This is a genomic window from Acinetobacter sp. ANC 4218, from assembly GCF_002135245.1.
Lineage (GTDB): Bacteria > Pseudomonadota > Gammaproteobacteria > Pseudomonadales > Moraxellaceae > Acinetobacter.
In genome coordinates this window covers 39812-65357 of the sequence record NZ_NEGD01000011.1, presented here as the reverse complement: position 1 = coordinate 65357, position 25546 = coordinate 39812, and the positions used below count along the sequence as shown (strand labels likewise).

The window sequence follows — 25546 nt, the reverse complement described above, 5'->3', positions numbered from 1 at the left end:
CTGAATACGGATAAATAGACTGTTATGAGCACCGAACCAAATATTGAAACCCATCCACTGGAACCTTTTTTACCCCCAAATGCCAGATTGCTGATGATGGGTAGCTTTCCACCACCTAAAGTCCGCTGGAAAATGGAGTTTTATTATCCAAATTACCAAAATGACATGTGGAAAATTTTTGGTTTGGTATTCTTTGGCAATAAAGAACACTTTTTAGATATTGCCAATAAAAATTTCAAGGAACAGCAGATCCGTGATTTTTTAATGGAAAAAGGCATCGCAATTTTTGATACGGCGTACCAAATTATCCGTTTAAAAGGCAATGCTTCGGATAAATTTCTGCACATTGCTCAAGCAACTGATTTAAACAAGCTGCTACAGCAGATTCCTGAGTGTAATAGCATCATGACAACTGGAGATAAAGCAACCGATACCTTGATGCTTTCAATGCCAGAACATACTGAAAAACCGTTAATTGGTCATGCCTCAAAAACCTACTTTGCGGAACGTGAATTGACTTTATACCGGATGCCATCTTCATCCCGTGCCTATCCACTTGCTTTGGAGAAAAAGGCCGAAGCTTACACTCAGTTGTTTAAAGAAATAGGCTTACTATAAGTAAGTTAAATAAATCAAGAGTTAATTAAACGCATCCAAGGATGCTGACTGTATTTTGTCCATTTTAGGCTGTGCTAGAAAAAGTTTTTGATATCTTTAAGAATGTCATCGAAAACTTTTCAAATGATAAATAGATTTAAAAAGGAATTTAAGTGATTCAGAGTAGGCCACAAAAGCTATCCATCATATTCAACATAGTCCTATAAATTTAACCGGGATTTAATCTCTTTACGGATATTTGGCAACATTGGCAGCAGGGTTCCGTCAATCCACAGCCTTAAGGCCTGAGCAGAAATGACCTGTTGATTAGCATCTATAATTTTTGCGCCTTTGACCATCACCAGAGTTTCTTCACTCGCTGCTGTTTCAATGCCTTTAAACAGGACTTGGAGTTCAAAACCGGTATCCTGAATCAGCCATTCCAGTTCCAGCTGTACATTCTGATTGGATTTTAAAATGGCCTGACCTTCAACAATTTCAGAATCGGACTGGCAGTCATGCTCTACACGAACTTTCGCTAAAAACCAGTCTTGGCGGCCTAAATCGTCCAGCGTTTTATACGGGGTTAAAATATCACTTAAATTAAATTGACGGCTTAAATCAAAAAATTGCATTGCAGAAGATCACGATTGGGAGAGAACTGAGTTAAAAACTCGAAAATGGCATGTTAAATCAAATCAGGAAACGAGTAAAATCATTGTATGGATTGATCTAAAATATATATAAATAACATTTAATTTCTTATAAGTTTTCGCAGAAATATTCATCAGGGAAGTGCCCAGTCTGATAGATGAGACAGGGAGGATTATAGACTTGTAGATTTTATCAAGGCGGGTTGTGTAGATTCATGAGCACAATATGATCCCGTGCTGATCTTCCAGTACTCGATGATTTAGAAAAACAAGACTTGTGCGTGTTTTAATGTCATTAATTTGTCATTACATCATCCATTCAAATGGGAGGGATGACACCGCTTGCATGCTAAAACGCTGAAATCTGGTCGATTGGGGATCATGTGAATACTCTGTGCGAGTTCCATCTTTATGATGCTCTATCCAAATCACTTCACCTTGTGGATTAAGTTTCAATTCATAGGCAATGAGCGGTAAATATTTATCTAAAGCGTTCGAAATTCGTTCTTGTAACATAGCGGATTCGACCACCAGTCCCACTTCGCTATTTAAATTGGCGGAACGGGGATCAAAATTGGCAGAACCAATAAACACCATGCCATCTATATCCAAAAACTTGGCATGCAAACTGGAGGCGTTTTTCCCTTTAGCTGGAATGACATTACCTGTCATCACTTCATACCAGGTCCGTTTATTGCGTTCTATATAGGGCTTAAATTCATATAATTTTATCCCGTTTTTCAGTAAATCATGGCGATATTGTCTATAAAAGGCATGTACCAGAGGAACGTCATTGGCAAGGAATGAATTGGTCAGCACTCGAACATTCACGTTGTTTTGGACTAAACTGGTTAAATAATCCCTGCCTTTTTTTGTGGGGACAAAATAGGCAGAGACCAGCTCCAGATGCTGTTCAGGTTTTCCCACAAGCTGCATTATTTGACGGTAAATCAGTTGATTATCCGATGCCTGAGCGCGAATTTTATCGGGTGAATCTGCGACAAAATGTGCTTTTGCCCAGTTAATCGGACGATCTTTTAGATGTTCAGTGATCTGTTTTTCAGCCAGTTCAATCCGCCTTTTTAGCTGGTCTTTTTGTAAGGCAGTCAGCTCATAATATCGACGTAATTTGGCAAGCTGTTCTGGACGGCTTTTACCCAACAGCAGGGGTACAGGATAACTTAAATCATCACTCCAAAAGTCCTGAAATACTTTGTTGGCATGCTTCACGGCAGTGCCATAAAACAAAATGTCCATATCGGTAAACTGGAAAGACTCACTGGCTTCAAAGTATTCACGGCTAATGTTGCGGCCACCGGTCACCGCTATGGCACCATCGGCAATAATCAGCTTGTTATGCATACGGCGATTAATTTGTTTGAAACGAAAAATATAATCAAACACGCGCAGTTTTCTGACCCTAAAGGTATAGGGATTAAAGATTTTAATTTCAAAGTTTGGATGTTGTGCCAATTGTTTTAAGGTAGCATCGAGTTGGGAGCCGTTCTGGTCATCAATCAATAAACGGATTTTTACCCCACGATCAGCGGCTTTTAGCAATTCAGCCAGCATCAGGTGACCAATTGAGTCATCTTCCCAGATGTAATACTGCAAATCGATATTATATTCTGCTTTATTAATCAAATGCAGCCTTGAAGCAATACTGGTAAAAGCATCATCTAAAGCAAGATAGGCGGTAAGGCCCTGGATAATTTGTGTATCTACATTGGAACCGTTTAACCAGTGCTCGGCATGCACCTGAATGGGAGACTGCTTTTTGGATTCATTCATCGGCAAACCGCACCCCGTCATTGTAAAAATTGTAACAGCAAACATGACAGCATGCATGGATGGTCTAATCTGCATAATTGTTATGAAGTCATAAAGTTATAAGTACATATTATCATCATGTTATAGGTTGAATCGGACAATAAAAAGAGGTTACTGTAGCTCATCTGTTAAAGAACCAAAAAAGGATGAATCATTCATGAAATCACGTGCTGCAGTCGCATTTGGTCCAGGTCAACCGCTCCAAATTGTTGAAATTGATGTTGCTCCACCGAAAGCAGGTGAGGTTTTGGTAAAAATTAGCCATACTGGTGTATGTCATACTGATGCCTTTACATTATCAGGTGATGATCCTGAAGGCGTGTTTCCCGCAGTATTGGGCCATGAAGGCGCTGGTGTTGTAGTGGAAGTTGGTGAAGGCGTAACCAGCGTGAAACCGGGCGATCACGTTATTCCACTTTATACTGCAGAATGTGGTGAATGTTTATTCTGCAAATCGGGTAAAACCAACCTCTGTGTCGCAGTTCGTGCAACGCAAGGTAAGGGTTTGATGCCGGATGGCACCACCCGTTTTTCTTATAACGGGCAGCCGATTTACCACTATATGGGTTGCTCAACCTTTAGTGAATATACCGTGGTCGCTGAAGTCTCTTTGGCAAAAATTAACCCTGAAGCGAATCATGAGCATGTATGTTTGCTCGGTTGTGGCGTGACCACAGGTTTGGGTGCGGTAAAAAATACTGCTAAAGTTCAGGAAGGCGATACCGTTGCTGTATTTGGTCTGGGCGGTATTGGTCTGGCTGTGGTGCAAGGTGCCAAAAAAGCCAAAGCCAGCCGCATTATTGCTATTGATACCAATCCTGAAAAATTCAAACTGGCTGAACAGTTTGGCGCGACAGAATTTTTAAATCCAAAAGATTATGACAAACCGATTCAGGAAGTGATTGTTGAAAAAACCGGTTGGGGTGTAGATCATTCTTTTGAATGTATTGGCAATACCAATGTGATGCGTTCTGCACTGGAATGTGCTCACCGTGGTTGGGGACAATCCATCATTATTGGGGTTGCGGGTGCAGGTCAGGAAATTTCAACCCGTCCATTCCAGCTGGTCACTGGCCGTACCTGGAAAGGCACCGCTTTTGGTGGAGTGAAAGGCCGTTCACAATTGCCAGGTATGGTAGAAGAAGCCATGAAAGGAGATATTCAGCTTGAACCTTTTGTTACTCATACCATGGGACTGGAAAAAATTAACGAAGCCTTTGAGTTAATGCATGATGGTAAATCGATTCGTACCGTGATCCATTTTGAAGACTAAACATTCTCAAATAAAAACGAAATAAAAAAACGGGCAGATTGCCCGTTTTTTTTATATCAGCCTAAAGAAATTCGGCCCAAATTAAGCAGTGGCTTTAATGACTTCAGCAATCGATTCAGCCACATAATCGATATTACTTAAATTCAGACCCGCAACACACATACGGCCACTACGCACTAGGTAAATGCCGTATTGATTTTTGAGAATATCGACCTGTTCAGCACTCAGCCCGGTATAGCTAAACATGCCTTGCTGTTTGACTAAATAGCTAAAGTCACGCTCTGGTAAGGCTTGGCTGAGTTTATCTTTTAAAATGTGACGCATTTTAATAATACGTTCCCGCATTTCTTTCAGTTCAGTTTGCCACATCGCGGTAAGTTTCTCGTCATGCAAGACATTATTGACTAACAATGCCCCAGTCGTTGCCGGACTGGAATAAATACGGCGTACTGTCGCTTTGAGCTGGCCCAATACTTTTTGTGCAGTGGCCGAATCATCACAGACAAAAGTTAAACCGCCTACACGTTCACCATAGAGCGAGAAAATTTTAGAGAATGAATTGCTGACAATAAAGTTCATGCCTGCTTTATCTAAGGCACGAATCGCATAGGCATCTTCTTCTAGTCCTTGACCAAAACCTTGATAGGCAATATCCAAGAAGGGAATCAGATCCTGTTGTTTTAGTACAGCAATCACCTGATCCCATTCAGCAGGCGTCAAGTCTGCACCCGTCGGGTTATGGCAACATGGATGTAATAACACAATACTTTTTGCCGGTAGCTGGCTTAATTTTTCCAGCATGGCTGGCACATTAACGCCATTGGTTGCTGCATCAAAATAAGGGTAGAAATGTGAGTGAATTCCAGCACCATTAAAAATGGCAATGTGGTTTTCCCAAGTCGGCTGGCTGACCCAGACATCAGATTCAGGAAAGTATTTTTTCAGAAAATCGGCACCGACTTTAAGTGCGCCAGAACCACCTAAAGTCTGGATGGTGACCGCGCGTCCATCACGGCGTGCTGGACTATTTTCTCCCAATGCCAGGGCTTGAGTGGCTTGGTTATAAGACTTTAAACCATCCATTGGTAAATACAGCTTGACCTGGTCATTGGTCGGCTCAATATTCTTATATGCTGCTTTGACCGCTTCCAGTTGAGGCACAATATTGTCTTCATTGTAATAAAGCCCAATACTTAAATTCACTTTTTGTGTCCGTTCATCTTTAGCAAATTCTTCCATTAAGGAAAGAATTGGATCACCTGCATACGCATCAACATGTTGGAACATGAATACATCCTTCGTTATGGAGTAAAACAAATCAAGCTTTCGGTATGAATAGCATTCTAGCGGTTTATTGTGATGACTGGGCTGCCTTTTTTCTTATCAAAAAATCAACACTCTTAACTGCTTTTTTGTTTAGGGAAAATAATAATGCAGTTAGAGAGAGGTGACTTTGAGGTGATTTTATAGAGATATAACTCGAAAAAGAAAGGTGAATCTTTGCTATTTAAAAATCTTTCACAATCACTTGAATTTTATCTGGTCCGGTTTTTAACCCATATATAAGCAAAAGTTTAATGATTGATATAGTTTTATTTTAAATAAAACTATTGTCAAATATGGCAATACAGCGTATTTTAATTTCAAGATACATACTTTTTTGAAGAAATAAAGATGTTAAAGCAACCTGTACTCTCAAACGCGACTTATTACTTTTGGCAATTTAGATAATTGCCTGAATGCGTTCGGGCAAGAAAAGGTTGCCCACCAAGTTTATAACCTGATCGGGCAACCCTGATCAGGTTTTTTTTATATCTTATTTTTTACATTTTGGGAGTTTAGACATGCAAACATTAAATTATTCATACTTTAGCAATTTTTATTGGTTTTACTTTAGTCAATTGATGACTCTTCACACGCAGTCCATTAGACCCATAACGCTCAAATAAAAGATTGGACTGAATAGTCCCCAGGAAAGACCAATGAATGCTTTAAATACTGCTTTACAACAAACTCAAACAACTGCAAAAGAAACCATTTTAACTTTGCCTCACCAATTGAAGGCACAATTGCCATTATCGAATAAATTGGCGCAACAAATTGCTGCGCAGCGTCAAACCATTGAAAATATATTGGCAGGCAAGGACCATCGTTTGATGGTAGTGACAGGCCCATGTTCGATTCACGATCCCGTGGCTGTACTTGAATATGCGCATAAATTACAACAATTACAAAGCCAGGTGTCAGATCAGATTTTCCTGGTGATGCGTGCCTATATTGAAAAACCGCGTACCACCATAGGCTGGAAAGGCTTCCTCTATGACCCAAATTTAGATGGCTCATCCAATATGCAATTGGGACTAGAAAAATCACGTGAGTTGTATCTACAAATTATTGAAATAGGTTTGCCGATTGCTTCGGAAATATTAAGCCCAATGGCGACTGCATATTTCGATGATTTACTGGCATGGGGTGCTATTGGTGCACGGACCAGTGAATCTCAGATTCATCGTGAAATTTCCAGTCATATGCCATACAGCATCGGTTTCAAAAATGGCACCGATGGCTCCATTCAAATTGCACTGGATGCTATTCAATCTGCATCGCATCCACATCAATTCCTGGGGCTGGGCCAATCCGGTTTACCTTGTATTTTAGAGTCGCAGGGCAATCCAAAAGCACATTTAATTTTACGCGGTGCAAATTCAGGTCCCAATTACCAGTTGGTGGAAATTGAAAAGATCAAAGAAAAATGCAAAGGTGAATTACCAGCTTTGGTGATTGACTGCAGTCATGGCAATAGCCACAAAGATCCGTTTTTACAGCCTCAAGTGCTCAAGACGATTATTATGGAACGTACTCAAAGTCAGGTTCGTGGGGTAATGCTGGAAAGTCACCTTGTTGATGGACAGCAAAAGATTTCCTGTGATATGACTTATGGTCAGTCTGTAACAGATGGCTGTCTGGGTTGGGATAAAACCCAGCAACTATTAATGGAGGTAGCAAATTCACTCCGTGTTTCTCAATTAAAACGGAGTGCCTGATTTTCTATAAAAAGTTTATCAATAATCTATAAATAATGTTGTGATAAAGCCCCTGAATTTAGGGGCTTTTTTCTTGTATAGAACTATTTTTGTTATCTGGTTAATTTTAAACCACGCGTTTATTGATGGTGTATGCAATTTCTATTCATACTTTTAACCAGTTAAAAATAACAAAGTTGAGTACTTTACTATGTTTATGCACAATAGGGAAAAATAGTAATCAATAAAACATGAATTGTTTCTTCACGACTGAGATAAGCATTTAAATAAATTAAACCAATTTCAGTATGCGTGGATCATAGAAACAATTCTCATCGGGGAATATATGTATAGTACGGAATTACTGGAAGAAGCACGTAAAATGATGTTCCATATGCTGACTAAGGTGGTGGAATATGGCGGCTCAGATTTATTTATTTCAGCAGATTTTCCACCGAGTATTAAACATCAGGGCTTAATGAAACCGCTTGGCCAGCAGGCATTGACTGCCGACAAGACCAAGTTGTTTGCTTATAGTTTAATGAATGAAAAACAGAGGCATGAGTTTGAAACCGAGCTGGAATGTAATTTTGCCATTAGTGTTCCCAATGTTTCGCGCTTTCGTGTCAATGTATTCCAGCAGCAATTACATGTAGGGATGGTAATACGGACCATTACCGCAGAAATTCCAAATTTTGACAAGTTAAAGCTTCCCGAGTCCTTAAAGCATGTGATGATGGCAAAACGCGGTCTGATACTTGTGGTCGGTGCTACCGGTTCGGGTAAATCGACTTCTTTAGCCGCCATGATTGATCATCGTAATGAAAATTCTGCCGGGCACATTATTACCGTGGAAGATCCGGTGGAATATGTGCATAAGCATAAGAAATCGATGATTACCCACCGCGAAGTCGGCGTGGATAGTCATTCATGGCACAATGCCTTGAAGAATACCTTGCGTCAGGCACCGGATGTCATTTTAATTGGTGAAATCCGTGATACCGAAACCATGGAACATGCCATTGCCTTTGCCGAAACCGGACATTTATGTTTAGGTACTTTACATGCCAATAATGCCAATCAGGCGCTGGATCGAATTATCAACTTTTTCCCGGAAGAACGTCGCAATCAATTGTTGATGGATTTATCTTCCAATATGAAGGCGATTATTTCACAGCGTTTGGTGCGTACTGAAGATGGACGTGGACGTCGTGCAGCCATTGAAATTTTGCTGAATACACCTTTAATTGGAGATAATATCCTGAAAGGCCAGTTTCATGAACTCAAAGAAATCATGAAGAAATCTCGTGAATTGGGCATGCAAACTTTCGATCAGGCTTTATATGATTTATATAATGAGGGTGCGATCAGTTATGAAGAAGCATTGCGTAATGCCGACTCCATGAATGAATTGCGCTTGCAGATTAAATTGAAAAGTAACAGACAGGATCAAACGGTTCCAGGTTCAGCTGCATCATTCAGTATGCTGCAAGATAAAGATCCAGAAGAGAATCAAGCTAAGACAGGCCCGGAAACACCTTAATCATAAATGTCTTAAGTCAGATACTTTTTTATTAAAAAATTTGAGCTTTCTTTTTCAAAGACTATTTTTTTAAAGAGTACTGCATTTTTCTGACGATAAAAAAATCAGCCATACAGGCTGATTTTTTTATTTAAAGCAGTATTACAAACCTGCTTCATATTCACTACTGGAAAGCAGTTTTTCTACATCCGCCATGTTGTCTGGCTTGATTTTATAAATCCAACCCTTGCCGTAAGGGTCATCATTGACAAAATCGGGATCATCTTCAAGTGCTGAGTTTACTTCAACCACTTCACCTGAAACCGGTGCATGAATATCAGAAGCCGTTTTTACTGATTCAACTACACCTGCCTGTTCACCGGCAGTGATTTTCTGACCCACTTCTGGCGCTTCAACATACACCAGATCACCCAAAGCATCTTGTGCATGGTCGGAAATTCCAGTAATAACCAGATCACCTTCAATTTTGACCCATTCGTGTGTACTTGCGTACTTTAACTCTGAAGGGTGATTCATGGATGACTCCTTTAAAATATTCAAATCATTTTTGCCATGTTTTATACATGTTTTTTGATAAAAACAAAAGTTTATAGATAAGGATCTTTACGCCAATTGCTTGGACTACGCCCACTCCAACGCTTAAATGCACGGCTGAAATTGGCGACATCGCTATAACCAATTTCATCGGCAATCTGCTCAAGCGTGTAATCAGTACGTGACAGCAGGGAAGTGGCATGCCGATAACGTACTTCATCCACCAAGGTAGAAAATGAGGTGCCTTCGGCGGCCAGTTGACGTTTTAAAGTGCGATCCGACATATGCAGCCGATCTGCCACATTTTCAATACTTAAATAATGCTGTTCAGAATTGGTCAAAATGTCACGCACCCGCATGGCTAGGCGGCGACGTTCGCCCAAGGCAGACAGTTCAGCTTCACACTGGTTAATCGCAATCTGGCTGGCAATCGGGTCAGCATTGACCATTTTCAAGCTCAGATATTTTTTATCAAAACTGCTTAATAGATGTGGCTGTTCGAAACGGAACTGATGTGATGGAAATTTTGCCATATAACGCTCAAAACCGGGCGGTTTGGGAAAATCAAAATCAATCTCCCCGGACAGGTCCTCACAACCTGTCAGGGCTTTAGCCATGGTAATAATGCCAAAGGTCAGGGCAATGGCAATTTCAGTGCGCAATGGTTCAATATCAAAATCACACTGTAACTGTAAGGTCGCTTTTTCACCAAAGGTGGAAAAATAAAGTTGTAAAAATGGCATACGTAGCTGGATAAACCGGTTCGCCAGTATCAGGGCATCAGTAATGTCATGTGCCGTCATAATGGCATAACCAATAAAACCATGAATCGAGATACGCATCTGGGTGCCCAAATGGAAACCCAGTGTTGGCTCGCCAGTTAAACGTAGTGCATACTTGACCAGTTCATTGGCAACGGGTGTCGGAATACGGAAGTTGGGGTCTGCCAGCTGTTCACTGTTTAAATGAAATGGGGTGAAGAGTGCTTCAGCAGTATAGCCCCAACGGGATACCACATCTAACAGCAGCAGTCCATAGACACCCGGTATGCCTTGATCCTGTCTTGGAGAAATCGTTTTCATGCGCCATCCATTGCATTCATTCGTTTTTCTATTTGTAGATGCCATATTGGCATGAGTTGAAACAGTATTTGATTAAAATTGTTGGACAATATTTTTAAAGCCTGAAAATTATTCAGGCTGAACATCTTTTTTAAAGACCACAATTTTAGTGGTTGAAATAAGTAATACATCATGGTTCTGATTGAATGCCTGAGTCACATAACTGACTATAGCGCGGTCATTTTTACTTTTTGATGGCGTAATTGCCACAATTTCGACCTCGACATGAATTTTATCGCCAGGACGGGTCGGACGCGGCCAGCGCAGGCTGGACTCTGAACCAATCAAACCATAAGCGACCAGAAAACATTCAGTCCATAAACGCATGGTCACTGCACAGGTGTGCCAGCCACTGGCAGCAATGCCCTGAAAAACAGGATGTGCTTTGGCCTCATGTTCATCAGTATGAAAAACTTGAGGATCATAAGCATGTGCAAACTGTTTAATTTCTTCTAAGGTCATTTCATATTCACGGCTAATGAAACGATCGCCTACTTTTATATCTTCTAAATACAGCATCAATACATATCCTTTTTCTTCAATGCCTGTTGTTCGATTAAAAAACTGCCCGTCTGTCTTTGCCACAAATGTGCATAAATACCACCCAGCGCAACCAGTTCATCATGCGTGCCTTGCTCTACGATGTTACCTTCATCCAGCACAATCAAACGGTCCATTTGTGCAATGGTGGATAGTCGATGGGCAATCGCAATCACGGTTTTGCCTTGCATCAGTTCATCCAGACTGGATTGAATTGCCGCCTCTACTTCAGAATCTAAGGCACTGGTGGCTTCGTCTAAAATCAGGATTGGCGCATCTTTTAAAAACACCCGGGCAATCGCGATACGCTGGCGTTGACCACCCGACAGTTTGACGCCGCGTTCACCCACATAGGCTTCATATCCAGTTTTACCACGCAAATCAGTGAGCTGTGGAATAAAATCTTCCGCCTTGGCTTTGCGCACGGCTTCAAACATCTCTTCATCTGTTGCATCGGGACGGCCATATTTAATATTTTCAGCCACAGTACGATGTAACAAAGAGGTATCCTGAGTTACAAAAGCAATATTTTTACGCAAACTGTCCTGAGTCACATCTTGAATATTTTGACCATCGATCGAAATACGACCTTGGTTAATATTATAAAAATGCAATAACAGTTGAATCAGGGTCGATTTTCCTGCACCAGAGCGGCCGACAATGCCAATTTTTTCTCCTGGTTTAATGGTTAAATTAAAATGATCGATCACATTTTTATTCTGATAAGCAAAGCTGACATCTTCAAATTTAATTTCACCATGCTGTACCTGTAAAGGTTGCGCATCCGGTTTGTCCTGAATGTGAATCGGACGCCCCAAGGTTTTCATACCATCCTGAATGGTTCCGACATTTTCGAATAGTGCGGATGACTGCCACATCATAAATTCGGCAATACTGTTGAGTTTTAAAATCATGGCGGTCGTTGCAGCAATAATACCGAGTTCGGCCTGACCATTGATCCATAACCAGATGGCGGTACCTAAAACACCACCATATAAAACCACACTGAGTAAATTGATGCTGATCTCATACTGTGTGCCCAGGCGCATTTGTTTATATACCGTGATCATGAAATCTTGCATGGATGCTTTGGCATACTTGCTTTCACGCCCAGCATGTGCAAATAGTTTCACGGTTTGAATATTGGTGTAAGCATCGGTAACACGACCAGTCATGACTGCACGGGCATCGGCCTGCTGGCTTGAAATCTGGCTTAAACGTGGAATAAAAAAGCAGGCAGCACAAATAAACAGTACCAGCCAAAGCAGCAGAGGCAAAATTAGCAACGGAGAAATTGCCCCCAGAACCAGACTGATCGTGACAAAGTAGATCAGAACATAGGCAAGCATATCACCCAAAATCACCCAGAATTCACGTACCGCCAGTGAAGTCTGCATTACTTTGGCAGATAAACGTCCGGCAAAGTCGTTGTGAAAAAAGTCCAGACTTTGCTGTAACAGTAAATTATGGAAACGCCAGCGTAAACGCATGGGAAAAGTACTGTATAAAATTTGATGCTTGATAATAGACTGCATATTGGCAAATAAGATATTGGCCAGCAGAATGCAGCTCAAGATCGTAAGATTTTGGCTATGTTCAGCCAAAAAAGTGTCTGGTTGACTCTTGCTTAGCCAGTTCACCAAATCACCGATTTTGGAATAAAGCAAGGCTTCAAAGCTTGCAGCCCCTGCGGTAAATAGTACCAGCAACAATAAATAAGGGCGCACCCCTTGGGCAGCTTGCCAGACAAAAGGGAAAAACCGGGTCGGTAGTGGTTCGTTTAAACCTTTGGATGGATAAGGATCGACGAGTTTTTCAAACCACTGAAACATGCAGATTTCCTTGAGTAAATGGCTGTTAGGTTGGATATTATTGCAACTTTAATAGTATAAATAATAATTTAATGAATATCTAAAAGTCTGATCAAATCAGTAAACTTTTCATCTTAACGGCTTTGTTACATAAATATTTAAAAGCTGAATTTACTCCAAATCATTAAAATTTAGGAGATCACTTGGGTATGAGGTCTACCTCACTCGGTAAATTTGTTCAGTACAGCCACACATACATGAATTTCATTAACCTGGCTTTGAAAATGCCTTGAAGTCACTTGATCACCTAACAATTTGATACAGTGCATTTTGGCGTCAGCTAAACTTCATCGATGATATAGCCCGACCATTTTTTTCAGAAAGTTCTACCGGAGAAACACTACTTCGCAAGATTAATAGTTTGAATTAATTCATTTCGATCAATTGAACTGATTTTAGAATCTTTTTAGGGCTTGGCATTGTTTTAGGTGGATTCTCCTTGGCACCTTAGCGCAGCATTCAACTGAAATGATTTGTAGATTGCAGTGATTTTGGGTTTCGCCCTGATTGAGCAGGGCGATTTTTTAATATTTCCAAAAGTCAGATTAACTTAAACGCCTCTATGGCACGCTTGCGCGATAAGCTTAAATCCACAATTGCCCGTGGGTAATTTAATTTTCGCACCTGTGGGTAAGAATAAGGCTCATGGATTTTTTTCGCATCCAGATGCGCCAGTTCCGGTACCCATGTGCGAATATAATCGCCATTTTTATCAAACTTTTGCGATTGGGTAACTGGATTAAAAATTCGGAAATAGGGCACAGCATCGGTTCCCGTTGAAGCACACCATTGCCAGCCTCCATTGTTGGCTGCCAAATTGCCATCAATTAAATGCTGCATGAACCATTTTTCACCCAGACGCCAGTCAATCAGCAGGTTCTTGGTTAAGAACATTGCTGTAATCATACGTACCCGATTATGCATCCAACCGGTTTGCAGCAACTGACGCATACCGGCATCTACAATTGGAACTCCAGTTTGACCTTGTTGCCAGGCAATCAGTTCTTGCTCGGCGTTACGCCATTGGATTTTTTGAGTACTGGCCTTAAAAGGTTGATGTTTGGAAACGGCAGGAAACTGATAAAGAATGTGTTGATAAAACTCACGCCACAACAATTCATCTAGCCAAGTTTGTTGTCCTACGTTGTCTATATGAAAAAGACTATTTTGTTTTCTAAACACTGCTTGTAAGCACTGCCTGATTGAAACTGCTCCGATATTTAAATAAGGAGACAACTGACTGGTCGAATTGAGGTGAGGGAAATCACGTTCCTGTTGATAGTGTTCTATTTTACACTCGACAAAATGGTTCAAAACATTCAGTGCATAGTCTTCAGTTACCGGCCAAAGTTGCTGTAATTGATCTGAGGCAGGACTTTGCATATAAGTGGATGCACTGATTTTTGTATTTTCTACTTCCAGGTTCAGATCTATTTTTTCCTGCTTTGCCACCGCTGGATAACATTGCGGTAGGCCAATGCCAAGTAATTCATAACAGCATTTTTTAAACGCACTAAACACCTGATAAGGCTGATTAGATTTATTTGTGATTGAACCGACAGGAAAAATCGTCTGGTCATGATAAAGCTCAAACGGGATCTGATGATTCTCCAGTTTTTTTTGCGTCTGAGCATCACGTTTTAATTCATTCACTCCAATTTCAATATTGGCATGCACAGCGTTAATTTTGAGTTGCAGACAAAGCTGCAGCATCTCGTTGGGGACATCTTTCCATAAAGGAATATGTTTAATCAGCAATGGGACGTTCAGTCGATTAAGCTGTGCTTCGAGCGTTTCCAGTTGGCGTAAATAAAATATTTGTTTGGCAGGGCTGTCATCATGTCGTTGCGATTGCTCAGGTGAGAGAATCACCAAGGCAACACAGTTTCCAGATTGAGCTGCATGCCAAAGTGCAGCATGGTCTTGTATACGCAAGTCCTGTCGAAACCATATTAATTGCATGAACGGGGGATGCCTTATTTTCAGTTGAATCATTCAAGTACAAATAAGAATAATAGCAATACGTTTTAACTATTGCATCAGCCCGTTTGTTTTTAAAGTTCGGCTTGATCTGCTGAACGTACGGTGAATTGCCTGAAATCCGCACCGGATGGTGCCTGATAAACTCTTAAACCAAATTCCGGGACAATTGCAATCAAATGATCAAAAATATCAGACTGTATCGCTTCATAATCTTTCCATACTGTCGTATTTGCAAAAGCATAAATTTCCAGGGGTAAACCTTCACTGGTCGGTTGTAATTGTCGAATAATCAGCGATTGATTTTGCGCGATGCCTGAATGCTGTTTTAAGTAAAACTCAACATAGGCGCGGAAGGTACCTAAATTGGTTAAACGGCGCTGATTGTATAAAGATTGGTTCGATAGTTGCTGGTTAAAGCTTTCAAGCTCATCATGTTTGCTATTTAAATATTGATCCAGCAATAAAAAATCTTTTAGTTTTTGCTGCTCGTCTGGTGTCATGAAATGCACACTACTTTGATCAATAAAGATGGACCTTTTAATGCGGCGCACTCCAGCATACGCCATACCGCGCCAGTTTTTAAAAGTATCTGTTACCAGCTTATTGGTTGGAATAGTGGTTAAAGTTTTGTCAAAATTTTGCACGGTAATGGTATGTAATGACATATCAATGACATCACCGTCGGCATTCAGTGAAGGCATTTCTATCCAGTCACCAATTCGCACCATGTCATAAGATGAAATTTGTACTGAGGCTACCAAGGAGAGAATGGTATTTTGAAATATCAACATCAGTACTGCTGCCATGGCCCCAAAACCTGCCAGCAAAGTAAAAACATCTTTTTTGAGGAAAGTACCTAAAATCATCAAGCCACAGACAATAAAGATAATCAGCTTAACCAGCTGTAAATAACCTTTAATTGGTTTGTTTTTTGATTTGGGATTACGTTGATAAACCAGATTGAAAATACTTAAAAATTCACTGATGGCTAAAGCAAGAGTGAGAAAAATAAAAGCCTGTGCCGCCATCTGAATCAAAACAGTTACTTTTTCTGAAAGATGCGGAACAGTGACAATACCATTCATAATCACAATCGCTGGCACAATGTTTGAAACACGGCGGATAACACTATGCTGGGCAAAAATGTCCTGATTGACAAATTTCATCTTGGAAATCAGTTGGCGGATACCACGAACCACGACTTGTTTGGCAATAAAATTTGCCAGGAATGCCAGTAAAATTAAAATACTGAGAGAGGTGAACATTTCTAGCCATGGATAGTGATCTGACCAGTCCTGAATATTTTGTATGAATGCCAATTGTTCCAAAAACTTACCTTGAATTTTTTAAATTATGGAATAGTGTATAGCGTTATTTTTTGATTATTATAAAGATAACGTTTTATATACACGAACTCAAATAAAATTCACCAGCTGGGCTGATGCTGAAATTACTTAATTTCTTATCATTATTCTGTTCTTGTTATCTATGCCAATACGAATACTGGCATAGTGAATTCCTTCAATAATTGATGAGCTGGACTTACCACATTAAATCATCTGGAATGACGTAGGCTGCATATGGATCGTCTTCATCGGTGGTCTGTTCATTCTTTTCAGAATTATTGACAATAATGAAGCCTTCCATCTTGTCGTTAATGCGCTCTGCCAAGGCTTTAGGCAAAACGGCATAACTATCTGCTTCTTTGGCAATAATGAGTGAACCTGCAACCAGTGCATTGTAAATCTGCTGATTGAGATAAATCTTTTTGACTTTATTGTCATCAATAAACTGGTAGGCAACTTCGCCATCGGTATCTTTAATTTTGTGCTGATTGATCATTTGAACAATGGCAGCTTTTAATTCTTTACCCTGTAACAGGCGTTTTTTTTCTAAATCCAGCGCCTGATCGCGAGCCAGCTTTTCTTGCTGGTCTTGAGCAATTTTGGCCTTTAATTCAGCTTCATTGCTTTGTCCGGTACGTTGCTCATGTACGGCCTGTTTTGACAGTTTTTTAGCCTTTTTATTATCGACTAAACCCGCTTTTAGCAATTGAGCCTGTAATGCATTTTTGACCATAATAAATTCCGATATTACTCTTGAGTCTGCCGATAACGATAATAAATAACCCAATAAATCAAGCTAAGTGTCCAGCTTAACATCACTGGGACAAGGTAGGCATGCAATTTTAAATAAGGATAAATCACGCTGGCAAGTAGACCGCCAATGAAAAATCCAAATAAAATGAGCAAGTGCAGAATAATACGTCTACGTTCTACTTTTAGTCCCCGTAACCTGTAGCCTAAAGCCAAGCCCAAATCGGTCAAAACACCCGATAAGTGGGTTGTACGAATAATCGTACCTTTATAATGACTGACCATAGCATTCTGGATACCCATGGCACCACATGCCCAGAGTAAGGCATAACGCGGGAAATAGGGAAGTAAAAGCCAACATAACAGGATAAAAAAAGCCACCAGACTTAAAGGAAAACCGTAGCGGCGTCCTAACTTAAACTGACTATTTCCGAGTATAAATCCACTATAAAATGAACCAATGACATAGCATAGAATAACCAGGATTAAGTAAAGGATGTGTTCAGGTTGCCACTTGAGTAAAGCCATGGCCAACATGCTGACATTTCCGGTCATATGGGAAACGGACTGATGCAGCACGGTCACCAGTCCGAGAACGTTAATCATTCCTGCATTGACTGCAAGAAAAAAAGCCCCTAATTGAACCCAGAGCGGTAAAGTTTGAAAAGGCATAACGTCACAAAAAAAACTTAATAATGACTATCTTAATCCAAACCGCGGTCAACGGCAGCAGTAAATAGCACATCTGTTGAAGAATTTAATGCAGTTTCTGTTGAATCCTGCAATACGCTAATCACCATACCAATGGCTACCACTTGCATGGCGACATCTGAACTGATCCCAAACAGGCCACAAGCGACAGGAATCAGCAATAAAGATCCACCGGCAACACCGGAAGCACCACAGGCTGAAATGGTTGCCAGTACCGATAAAACCAGCATGGTAGTGAAATCCACAGAAATACCTAATGTATTTACAGTGGCTAATGTGAGGACGGTAATGGTAACAGCAGCCCCCGCCATATTAATCGTTGCTCCTAAAGGAATGGCAACGCTGGCTGTCGATTCAGCAACCCCTAAACGTTTGGCCAAATCCAGATTCACAGGAATATTGGCTGCCGAACTACGGGTAAAAAACGCCGTAATGCCACTTTCGCGTAAACATTGAAAAACCAGTGGATAGGGGTTTGCACGGGTCACAAAGGCCACCATCATTGGATTGACTACCAATGCCACAAACAACATGGTGCCAATCAATACTGCTAACAATTGTGCATAGCTCTCAAACGTATTTAATCCGGCTTCTGCAAAGGTCACGGCAACCAGACCAAAAATACCCACCGGGGCAAAATTGATGACCAAACGGATCACGGTATTTACGGCATTTGCAGCATCGGTGAGCAATACTTTTGTTGAGTCATGGGCATGACGGAATGCAACCCCCAAAGCAACAGCCTAAGCCAAAATACCAATAAAGTTGGCTTCACTAATCGCAACCACAGGATTGGCCACAAAACTTAAAAGAAGGTTTTTTAAAATTTCAATCAGACTACCTGGTGGTTGCAAGTCTGCATTTGCGGGAATATCCAGAAACAAGGTACTTGGAAAAATGATACTGGCAATTACGGCACTTAATGCAGCCAGTAACATTCCAATCGCATACATTAGTATGATGGGTTTAATTTTCGCGCTATGTCCGACTTTAAAATTAGCAATAGAGGCTAAAACCAGCACAAAAACTAAAATGGGTGCAACAGATTTAAGTGCTTTAATAAACAGTTCACCTAACAGGCTTAAATAAGGAGCCAGATTCGGGAACAAAACAGCAACACCAATACCGAGAATAATGGCGATAATAATTCGGGAGACTAAACTCAAACGCATTAAAGCAGAAAACATAAAGGTGCCTTGTTACAAATACGAGGACTAAAAAATCACAAAAAATATTCGGCATTTTATACCTAAAAGTGATATGGCTAAAAAATAATTTCCATATAAAAACTAACTGCTTATTTTTAAAGTTGATATTTTTAGTTTTTCATCAAATTTATGCCATATTTTTTAAATATTCAAATAATACAAATGCTTCCGATTATTCTGCTGTGTTGTACTCTGTTAAAAGATTCTATTTTCAAGCTCTTAATAAAATATCAAAGGCAGTCTCAAAAAACCACAGCAGAAATTGAGTGAGATCATTTATATCTGATTTGTATTAAAATACTTCCGGGGAAAGTTCTTGCATGGCCTGAAAATGCGAAAGATAAATCCGGCCACTTAAGTGATGCAGCAGTTTTGAATGTTGTAATTTATCCATTACGGGGCCCTTAATTTCGGAAAAATTCAGTTTGATGTCCAGTTTATTGAGTTCGGCATTGAGGTCTTCCAGCATTTCCAGCGCGCTCAGATCAATGGCACTAATACTGGAGCAGTTAATGACCACATGCTCTAAATCTGTATACTGACTCACGGCATTAATCAGAAAACCTTTAAAGGTATTGGCATTTAGAAAGGTCAGATTTTCATCTATCCGCATGGACAGGACTGTGTCTGAGGTCAGTACCTGATGACGCTGTATATTTCTAAAATGCTGGGTTCCTTCAACCAGACCAATGACGGCAATATGCGGACGGCTGATCCGCCACAGCAGCAGAATAAAGGTAGAAACAATACCCAGTAGCAAACCAGTCGAGATATCGATGCAGAGCACACCAAAGAAGGTAATCCACATGGCAATACCATCAGCTTTGGAATAACGCCAGGTTTCAATAAAGGGCTTGAAATCAACCAGTTTCCAGATAGAAACGATGATGGTGGCGGCCAGAATACCTAAAGGCAAATCACGGAAAAAGCCGGTAAAATAAAGACTGACCACTACAATAAGCAGAGATGAAATGACCCCTGCCAGCGGAGTTTTGGCACCGGCATCTGCATTGACCACCGTGCGCGATAAGCTTCCGGTAACCGGAAATGCTGAGCTGAGCCCGGCACTTAAATTGGATAAACCCAATGCGATAAGTTCCTGGTTACTATTTAAATGACTGCGTTGCTGTAGGGCAGTCGCTTGAGCAATAGATAAAGACTCGACAAAGCTGATCATGGCGATCATTGCTGCACCGGGTAACAAGGTAATGACCAGATCCAGACTCCAGTAGGGCATACTCAGCGGGGGAAAACCTGAGGGGATTTCTCCTACTGTTTTAATGCCTACGGCTTTTAAATCCAGAAAATAGACCGCCGCAATTGAAATGACCACCAAACTTAAAGGTAAGGCTTTCGTCATAAATGCAGTCGACCCTATTCGGCTTTGCACAGCATTGGACTGTAAAACTTTAGGGAAATAAATCAGAAAAATGAGCGCAAGCATGCCAAACATCAAAGAGGCGAAATTGCTGTACCTTAGATATTGCCAAACGCTGACTACAAACTCAGGGATATTATTCGCCTTTAAAGGTACATCGACCAGAAATTTGAATTGACCCAAAGCAATCAGCAGCGCAGAAGCAATAATAAAACTCTTGATGACCGGATGACTAATCAGCTGAATCAGAAAGCCAAATCGAAATATCCCGAGCAATAAGGAAATGACACCCACCATTACTGCAAGCAGGCAGGCAGCCTGTATATAAACTGGTGAGCCAACCTCAAATAACGGATTGAGTGTCGCGAAAGTCATCATGGAAATAATCGCGACCGGGCCAATAGAAAGCGTAGGACTGCTCCCGACCATGGCGTAAATGATCATGGGCAAAATACTGGCATACAGTCCCGTAATGGGCGGTAGTCCTGCCAGCATGGCATAGGCCATACCTTGCGGAACCAGCATTGCAATGACAATAAGAGCTGAAAGAAGGTCAGATTTAAACTTGGTCGGGTTGTAGGTACGCAGCCAGCGCCAAGCGGGTAATAGCGCCGTTAAGCGAGAATTTAAATCTGACATATCTAAAGCTAAATCACTATTTTAGATATATTATGCATAAAAAATGCTAAGAAGTCTTATCAGGACGATTACATCTTCTCAATTTTCTTTTATTTATATGATTAAATTAAATTTTTAGGACAATAGAGTTGATATAGGGTATTGAGTACCTGAACCAGTTTTTCATCTTTAATGGAATAAAAAATCTGTTTTCCATCGCGACGTGTGGTCACCATATCGCTTTTACGTAGCATCATCAGTTGCTGTGATAAGGTAGGCTGGCTTATTTTTGTCGTCTGTTCTATTTGGGAGACATTTAATTCTTGTTTGGCAAGATGACATAAAATAAGTAAACGATCTGTATTGGCTAATGATTTTAATATTGTGACAACAACATCAATAGACTCATGCATAGAAGCAATTTCAAGATCGGTGTTCATACAGCATTTCCATACTACGCAACAGTAACCTAGGCAGTATACTGCCTGATTAATCTCATATAGGATGAAAATGTAACATTTTCAATGGTTTTTTATGAAAGTAATTATCAGATATTCTTATATCCATTAAAATAAGGCATTTAATCCAGATTAAATGCCTGATAGCAATGCAGAATATGATTTATCAATTTTTATGGGTCTGTTTAAATCCTTTTAATTCTTTTTCATTAAAATGCACGGCTTCAGTGATTGCCTGACGCGTTTCAGGATTATACCAGTTAAAAATTGCAGACATTTTTTCTTCAAAATCATCGCTAATGACAAAATGATTTTCTTGAGTACTGAGCAGACCTTTTTCTTTTAAAATAGCAATAAAGCTTTTTAAGGTGGCGCTGTCAAAATAATAACCGGCCTGAATCTTTTTGGTTTGTGACAGTTTGTTTAGTACCGCTTTACCCATTTTCTCCAGTTCTTTCAGGCTCAGTGCTTGCAACGAAGCATATTGCTGAAGTAATGTAGCAATCATAGTCATGTTATTTAGGCTAGAAGCAGACAAATGGGCCAATGTTACAAACTGGTTTTGCATGTGTTCATCGGCTGGGATAGAAAGGGTTTGATCCTGACGAACAATCCAGCCTAAATGTTCTAAACCATCTATAATGATTGTGATTTCTTTTTCTAATTCATCCATAGACCATTTTAAGAAAAATTCTTCTTTAAAATAGGGATAAATATTTTTAAGGGTGTCGGTTAAATAACGTGTAGAGATTTTTTTATACGAATGCACCAGCATTGCAATTAATGCCGGTAAAATAAAACAGTGTAGAATATTATTACTAAAATAACTTAATAGAATTTTTTGACTTTCGGCAACGCGTACCCAGTTTTGGTTATTTTGGCTGAAGATTTCAACCTGTTTTAATTTTGCAGCATATTGAATAATCTCTGTGCTCGATAATTCTGTCATGATCATTTTTGCATCATATTTCATTATTTTTAATAAATGACGATATTGATCAATTTTACCGATTAAATCATGTTCAGTTAAAGCATGATGTTCAGCATTTAGTAAAATCAGCGAGATTAAAGAGATTGGATTAATCACTACTGCTTTATTAATATTTTCCAGAATTGAATTAGCAACTTGATTGACGGTTTGAATCACAGGTTGGGGTAATTCATCGTGAATATTGAGTTTAATGTGCTTGGCCTGATGCTCGGATAAAACCTGATCCAGAAAAACCGGCTCGCCAAAATTGACGTGCACCTGCCCAAAGACTTTTTCAATTTTACGGACTGAACTCAAGATCCCCCAAATCGATTCGGCTTCTTTGGGTTTGCCATTCAGTTCATTTAAATAAGACGTGCCTTCAATCAGCTTTTCATAACCAAAATAGGTGGGAATGAAGGCAATTGGCTTGGTTGCACCACGTAAATGACTTTGTACCGTCATCGACAGCATGCCTTTTTTCGGTGGTAACAGCAGACCGGTACGTGAACGGCCACCTTCAATAAAGTATTCCAACGGCGTATTACGCGATAAAAGGCTGTGCAAATATTCCTTAAAAACCGAAGTATATAATTCATTGCCGCTAAAAGTACGACGGATGAAATAAGCACCGCCGCCACGCATGATCTGACCGACCACAGGCAAGTTGAGGTTAATGCCTGCCGCAATATGCGGCACCATCAAGCCACGGTTAAAAATCACATAAGACAGCAGTAAATAATCGATATGACTGCGATGGCATGGTGTATAAACAATTTCGTAATCTTTGGCCAGCTCGCGGACGGTATCGAAATTATGCACTTCAATTCCATCATAAAGTTGCGTCCAGAGTTTGGTCAGCGCCAGTTCGGCAAAACGTAGGGTAGAATAGGAAAAGTCCGACACCACTTCGGTTAAATAGCCTTTGGCACGATTCTCTGCTTCGAACATGCTGATTTTGTTGTCAATACTTTCTTTACGAATGGCATCTTGCACCGTTTCTGTTTTCATTAACTTGTTAATGAGATTGCGGCGGTCGGATAAGTCGGGACCTAAAATGGCTTCTTTATATTTATTGAAATTGCTATTGAGTTCCTTGACCACAGAATATGCCGGGGAAAAGTTTGGATATTCAATTTTAGATTTTTCTATAGCTGCTCTTAGGGAAAGCGGTTTGTGAAATTCAATATAGTTTTCACGGCTATATAAAGAAATATTCAAGGCCTGCTTTAATTTGGACGGTGTCGCCCAGGCATCGGCAAATAAGGCTTTAAACCAGGAGTCTTCATATTCGGGTGAGCGGCCCCATAAAACCGTCACCGGAACCAGTTCAATATCGTATGCGGGATATTTTTCCAGAGCTTCAATCAGCCGAATGAGCTTGGCTGAATAATGATAGGTTTGATTTTGTGAGTTGGGGAGGTTTAAAGCCAGAATAGAATCATCTTCCTGCAACTCCTGAATGCTGAAAGGTGTAAAAACAGAAGGCAGTTGGCGTGCTTTGGCTTCAGTATCAATCAGGACCGTGTTGCTTAAGGATGCATCTTGTAATACATAGCAAATTATTTTTTTATCTGTTTGATATTCTAAAGTTTTTTTTAATTTTTCAGTATTACCCAAGACTTGAGGAGTCACAATTTTATCTAAAATTTTCTGTGTAAATTGTCGATAGAACCGGCTATAACTCTTATGAGACATGTGATTCCCTAAATCAGTTTTCATTTGCTGGATATTGTGTGCAATTGCATGAGTAAATACAAACTTTATTGATGACAATTACGTCATTTAAGTGGTAACTCTTTGGTCAATATTACAAGCTTATCGGTTTAAAAAGCATTGTTTTTTAGATTGAAATCACAACTTAAGTTGAATAAGCATAGCAATAGAAAAACTTATCTTGAAGGTCTAAATGGCTTATGATGAGCGCATGACTTTAAAATCAAAAGACAGCTCAAGGAGTTAAAATGAGTACTGATTCTGCTTTTCCAGCACCGAACAATTTAGCCATAGCAGTTTATAGTGATAATGCTGAAGCGATTGGCAATACGCCTTTAATTCGTATTAATCGTGCCATTTCATCCGATGCAACCGTATTGGCAAAAGTTGAAAGCCGTAATCCGGCATTCTCGGTGAAATGCCGGGTAGGCGCCGCTTTAATTGCAGATGCTGAAGAAAAAGGTTTGCTTAAACCGGGCATGCATATTGTCGAGCCAACCAGTGGCAATACCGGTATTGCACTGGCATTTGTTGCAGCTGCCAAAGGTTATGACATTACCTTAACCATGCCTGCAAGCATGAGTGTTGAGCGCCGTAAGGTGCTGAAGGCTTTTGGTGCAAATCTGGTACTGACTGAGCCGGCCAAAGGCATGAAAGGCGCTGTAGATGAAGCAGTACGGTTAGCCACTGAACAACCGGATGTGTATTTTTTACCGCAACAGTTTGAAAATCCGGCCAATCCTAAAATCCATGAACAAACTACAGGTCCTGAAATTTGGGAAGCTACTGGCGGTAAAGTCGATATCCTGGTGTCTGGCGTCGGTACGGGTGGCACCATTTCCGGTATTTCACGTTATTTTGAACAGGTAAAAAATCAACCGCTTTATTCGGTTGCTGTTGAACCTGCGGAATCACCGATTATTGGTCAGGCGAAACGTGGCGAGCCATTGACTCCAGGACCGCATAAAATTCAGGGCATTGGCGCCAACTTTATTCCGAAAAACCTGGATCTGGATTTAGTGGATGAAGTCATTGCTATTGAAAGTGATACAGCTATTGAATGGGCACGCAAAACAGCAACCCATGACGGTATTCTGGTGGGTATTTCAAGTGGTGCAGCCATGGCAGCCGCAGCTCAATTGGCAGCACGTCCTGAAAATGCCGGTAAAAACATTGTGGTAATTTTACCGGATGCCGGTGAGCGCTATTTATCTTCAGTATTGTTTGAAGATATTTCAGCAGATTAATTGCTCACACGTTAAGGTTTGACTTAAATTTGAGGCAGTCAGGTTTAAGTCAAACCGTTTGAGTGATTTGCTTCTTTAGACCTCTTTCATCCATCCCTTTGATTTTTCTTACACAGACTTGAAATACATTTCAATTCTGCTTACGGAGAAAAATAAAAAGAGGGTGTCAACCATGA

General features: G+C 40.3%; 19 protein-coding genes and 2 pseudogenes. 5 read left to right on the top strand and 16 right to left on the bottom strand.

The genetic code is table 11. From position 1 onward, the window contains the following. Positions 1-24: 24 nt before the first annotated feature. Entirely contained in the window at positions 25-618 is a 594-nt protein-coding gene (locus tag B9T38_RS11785; protein WP_086196980.1) for a uracil-DNA glycosylase family protein, read from the top strand. Positions 619-818: 200 nt separating this feature from the next. Here B9T38_RS11785 and B9T38_RS11780 read toward each other — a convergent pair whose 3' ends face one another. Next, the gene (locus tag B9T38_RS11780) at positions 819-1232 is read right to left on the bottom strand and encodes a hypothetical protein (protein WP_086196979.1); all 414 of its coding nucleotides are present in this window, start codon (positions 1230-1232) and stop codon (positions 819-821) included. Between the two features lie 324 nt (positions 1233-1556). Next, positions 1557-3116, bottom strand: coding sequence for a phospholipase D family protein (locus B9T38_RS11775; RefSeq protein WP_086196978.1), 1560 nt, complete (start codon positions 3114-3116; stop codon positions 1557-1559). Positions 3117-3237: 121 nt separating this feature from the next. Between B9T38_RS11775 and B9T38_RS11770 the strand changes: the two genes are divergently transcribed. Next, positions 3238-4353, top strand: coding sequence for an S-(hydroxymethyl)glutathione dehydrogenase/class III alcohol dehydrogenase (locus B9T38_RS11770; protein ID WP_086196977.1), 1116 nt, complete (start codon positions 3238-3240; stop codon positions 4351-4353). A gap of 81 nt (positions 4354-4434) precedes the next feature. Here the strand turns inward: B9T38_RS11770 and B9T38_RS11765 are convergent, their stop codons facing one another. Next, entirely contained in the window at positions 4435-5640 is a 1206-nt protein-coding gene (locus B9T38_RS11765) for an amino acid aminotransferase (RefSeq protein ID WP_086196976.1), read from the bottom strand. Between the two features lie 695 nt (positions 5641-6335). Here B9T38_RS11765 and B9T38_RS11760 point away from each other — a divergent pair. Both B9T38_RS11760 and B9T38_RS11755 read left to right on the top strand, forming a co-directional pair. Beyond that, positions 6336-7397 (top strand): 3-deoxy-7-phosphoheptulonate synthase, encoded by a 1062-nt coding sequence (locus B9T38_RS11760; RefSeq protein ID WP_086196975.1) that lies wholly within the window; start codon positions 6336-6338, stop codon positions 7395-7397. Between the two features lie 325 nt (positions 7398-7722). Then, a complete protein-coding gene (locus tag B9T38_RS11755) occupies positions 7723-8919 on the top strand; it encodes a PilT/PilU family type 4a pilus ATPase (protein WP_086196974.1) in 1197 nt (398 codons plus the stop codon). A gap of 141 nt (positions 8920-9060) precedes the next feature. On the opposite strand, the gene gcvH is transcribed toward B9T38_RS11755, so the two are convergent. The 13 genes and pseudogenes from gcvH to plsB form a co-directional block, all read right to left on the bottom strand. Continuing rightward, positions 9061-9435, bottom strand: coding sequence for a glycine cleavage system protein GcvH (gene gcvH / locus B9T38_RS11750; RefSeq protein WP_086196973.1), 375 nt, complete (start codon positions 9433-9435; stop codon positions 9061-9063). A gap of 71 nt (positions 9436-9506) precedes the next feature. Continuing rightward, the gene (locus B9T38_RS11745) at positions 9507-10535 is read right to left on the bottom strand and encodes a helix-turn-helix domain-containing protein (RefSeq protein ID WP_086196972.1); all 1029 of its coding nucleotides are present in this window, start codon (positions 10533-10535) and stop codon (positions 9507-9509) included. 108 nt (positions 10536-10643) lie between these two features. Further along, the gene (locus B9T38_RS11740) at positions 10644-11093 is read right to left on the bottom strand and encodes a MaoC family dehydratase (protein ID WP_086196971.1); all 450 of its coding nucleotides are present in this window, start codon (positions 11091-11093) and stop codon (positions 10644-10646) included. Beyond that, positions 11093-12946 carry an ABC transporter ATP-binding protein gene (locus B9T38_RS11735; RefSeq protein WP_086196970.1) on the bottom strand — a complete coding sequence of 618 codons (1854 nt, stop codon included), beginning with the start codon at positions 12944-12946 and terminating at the stop codon, positions 11093-11095. The genes B9T38_RS11740 and B9T38_RS11735 overlap by 1 nt, the downstream gene beginning before the upstream one ends. 200 nt (positions 12947-13146) lie before the next feature. Beyond that, positions 13147-13391, bottom strand: a pseudogene (locus B9T38_RS11730) (IS5/IS1182 family transposase); the annotation flags it as partial. A 134-nt stretch (positions 13392-13525) separates the two neighbouring features. Continuing rightward, a complete protein-coding gene (locus tag B9T38_RS11725; protein WP_086196969.1) occupies positions 13526-14947 on the bottom strand; it encodes a cryptochrome/photolyase family protein in 1422 nt (473 codons plus the stop codon). A gap of 92 nt (positions 14948-15039) precedes the next feature. Beyond that, on the bottom strand, positions 15040-16296 hold the full coding sequence (locus B9T38_RS11720; RefSeq protein ID WP_086196968.1) for a mechanosensitive ion channel family protein: 1257 nt from the start codon (positions 16294-16296) through the stop codon (positions 15040-15042). Positions 16297-16510: 214 nt separating this feature from the next. Next, entirely contained in the window at positions 16511-17047 is a 537-nt protein-coding gene (locus B9T38_RS11715) for a DUF2058 domain-containing protein (protein ID WP_086196967.1), read from the bottom strand. Between the two features lie 14 nt (positions 17048-17061). Continuing rightward, positions 17062-17736, bottom strand: coding sequence for a YoaK family protein (locus B9T38_RS11710; RefSeq protein WP_086196966.1), 675 nt, complete (start codon positions 17734-17736; stop codon positions 17062-17064). A gap of 32 nt (positions 17737-17768) precedes the next feature. Continuing rightward, positions 17769-18962: pseudogene (gene sstT, locus B9T38_RS11705) on the bottom strand (serine/threonine transporter SstT). A gap of 313 nt (positions 18963-19275) precedes the next feature. Beyond that, positions 19276-21000 carry a SulP family inorganic anion transporter gene (locus tag B9T38_RS11700; protein WP_086196965.1) on the bottom strand — a complete coding sequence of 575 codons (1725 nt, stop codon included), beginning with the start codon at positions 20998-21000 and terminating at the stop codon, positions 19276-19278. Between the two features lie 101 nt (positions 21001-21101). Beyond that, complete coding sequence (locus tag B9T38_RS11695; protein WP_086196964.1) at positions 21102-21419, bottom strand: ArsR/SmtB family transcription factor; 318 nt, start codon at positions 21417-21419, stop codon at positions 21102-21104. A gap of 184 nt (positions 21420-21603) precedes the next feature. Then, entirely contained in the window at positions 21604-24105 is a 2502-nt protein-coding gene (gene plsB / locus B9T38_RS11690) for a glycerol-3-phosphate 1-O-acyltransferase PlsB (RefSeq protein WP_086196963.1), read from the bottom strand. A gap of 266 nt (positions 24106-24371) precedes the next feature. Here plsB and cysK point away from each other — a divergent pair, with 266 nt between their 5' ends. Further along, positions 24372-25370 (top strand): cysteine synthase A, encoded by a 999-nt coding sequence (gene cysK, locus B9T38_RS11685; RefSeq protein ID WP_086196962.1) that lies wholly within the window; start codon positions 24372-24374, stop codon positions 25368-25370. Positions 25371-25546: the final 176 nt, after the last annotated feature.

Excerpts from the sequence above, each read along its gene's own strand:
- B9T38_RS11765 (WP_086196976.1), bottom strand. The coding sequence starts at position 5,640 with ATGTTCCAACATGTTGATGCGTATGCAGGTGATCCAATTCTTTCCTTA.
- B9T38_RS11710 (WP_086196966.1), bottom strand. The coding sequence starts at position 17,736 with ATGCCTTTTCAAACTTTACCGCTCTGGGTTCAATTAGGGGCTTTTTTT.
- B9T38_RS11785 (WP_086196980.1), top strand. The coding sequence starts at position 25 with ATGAGCACCGAACCAAATATTGAAACCCATCCACTGGAACCTTTTTTA.
- B9T38_RS11760 (WP_086196975.1), top strand. The coding sequence starts at position 6,336 with ATGAATGCTTTAAATACTGCTTTACAACAAACTCAAACAACTGCAAAA.
- B9T38_RS11695 (WP_086196964.1), bottom strand. The coding sequence starts at position 21,419 with ATGAACACCGATCTTGAAATTGCTTCTATGCATGAGTCTATTGATGTT.
- B9T38_RS11715 (WP_086196967.1), bottom strand. The coding sequence starts at position 17,047 with ATGGTCAAAAATGCATTACAGGCTCAATTGCTAAAAGCGGGTTTAGTC.
- B9T38_RS11725 (WP_086196969.1), bottom strand. The coding sequence starts at position 14,947 with ATGCAATTAATATGGTTTCGACAGGACTTGCGTATACAAGACCATGCT.
- B9T38_RS11770 (WP_086196977.1), top strand. The coding sequence starts at position 3,238 with ATGAAATCACGTGCTGCAGTCGCATTTGGTCCAGGTCAACCGCTCCAA.
- B9T38_RS11780 (WP_086196979.1), bottom strand. The coding sequence starts at position 1,232 with ATGCAATTTTTTGATTTAAGCCGTCAATTTAATTTAAGTGATATTTTA.
- gcvH (WP_086196973.1), bottom strand. The coding sequence starts at position 9,435 with ATGAATCACCCTTCAGAGTTAAAGTACGCAAGTACACACGAATGGGTC.
- B9T38_RS11755 (WP_086196974.1), top strand. The coding sequence starts at position 7,723 with ATGTATAGTACGGAATTACTGGAAGAAGCACGTAAAATGATGTTCCAT.
- B9T38_RS11700 (WP_086196965.1), bottom strand. The coding sequence starts at position 21,000 with ATGTCAGATTTAAATTCTCGCTTAACGGCGCTATTACCCGCTTGGCGC.
- cysK (WP_086196962.1), top strand. The coding sequence starts at position 24,372 with ATGAGTACTGATTCTGCTTTTCCAGCACCGAACAATTTAGCCATAGCA.
- plsB (WP_086196963.1), bottom strand. The coding sequence starts at position 24,105 with ATGTCTCATAAGAGTTATAGCCGGTTCTATCGACAATTTACACAGAAA.
- B9T38_RS11735 (WP_086196970.1), bottom strand. The coding sequence starts at position 12,946 with ATGTTTCAGTGGTTTGAAAAACTCGTCGATCCTTATCCATCCAAAGGT.
- B9T38_RS11745 (WP_086196972.1), bottom strand. The coding sequence starts at position 10,535 with ATGAAAACGATTTCTCCAAGACAGGATCAAGGCATACCGGGTGTCTAT.
- B9T38_RS11775 (WP_086196978.1), bottom strand. The coding sequence starts at position 3,116 with ATGCAGATTAGACCATCCATGCATGCTGTCATGTTTGCTGTTACAATT.
- B9T38_RS11740 (WP_086196971.1), bottom strand. The coding sequence starts at position 11,093 with ATGCTGTATTTAGAAGATATAAAAGTAGGCGATCGTTTCATTAGCCGT.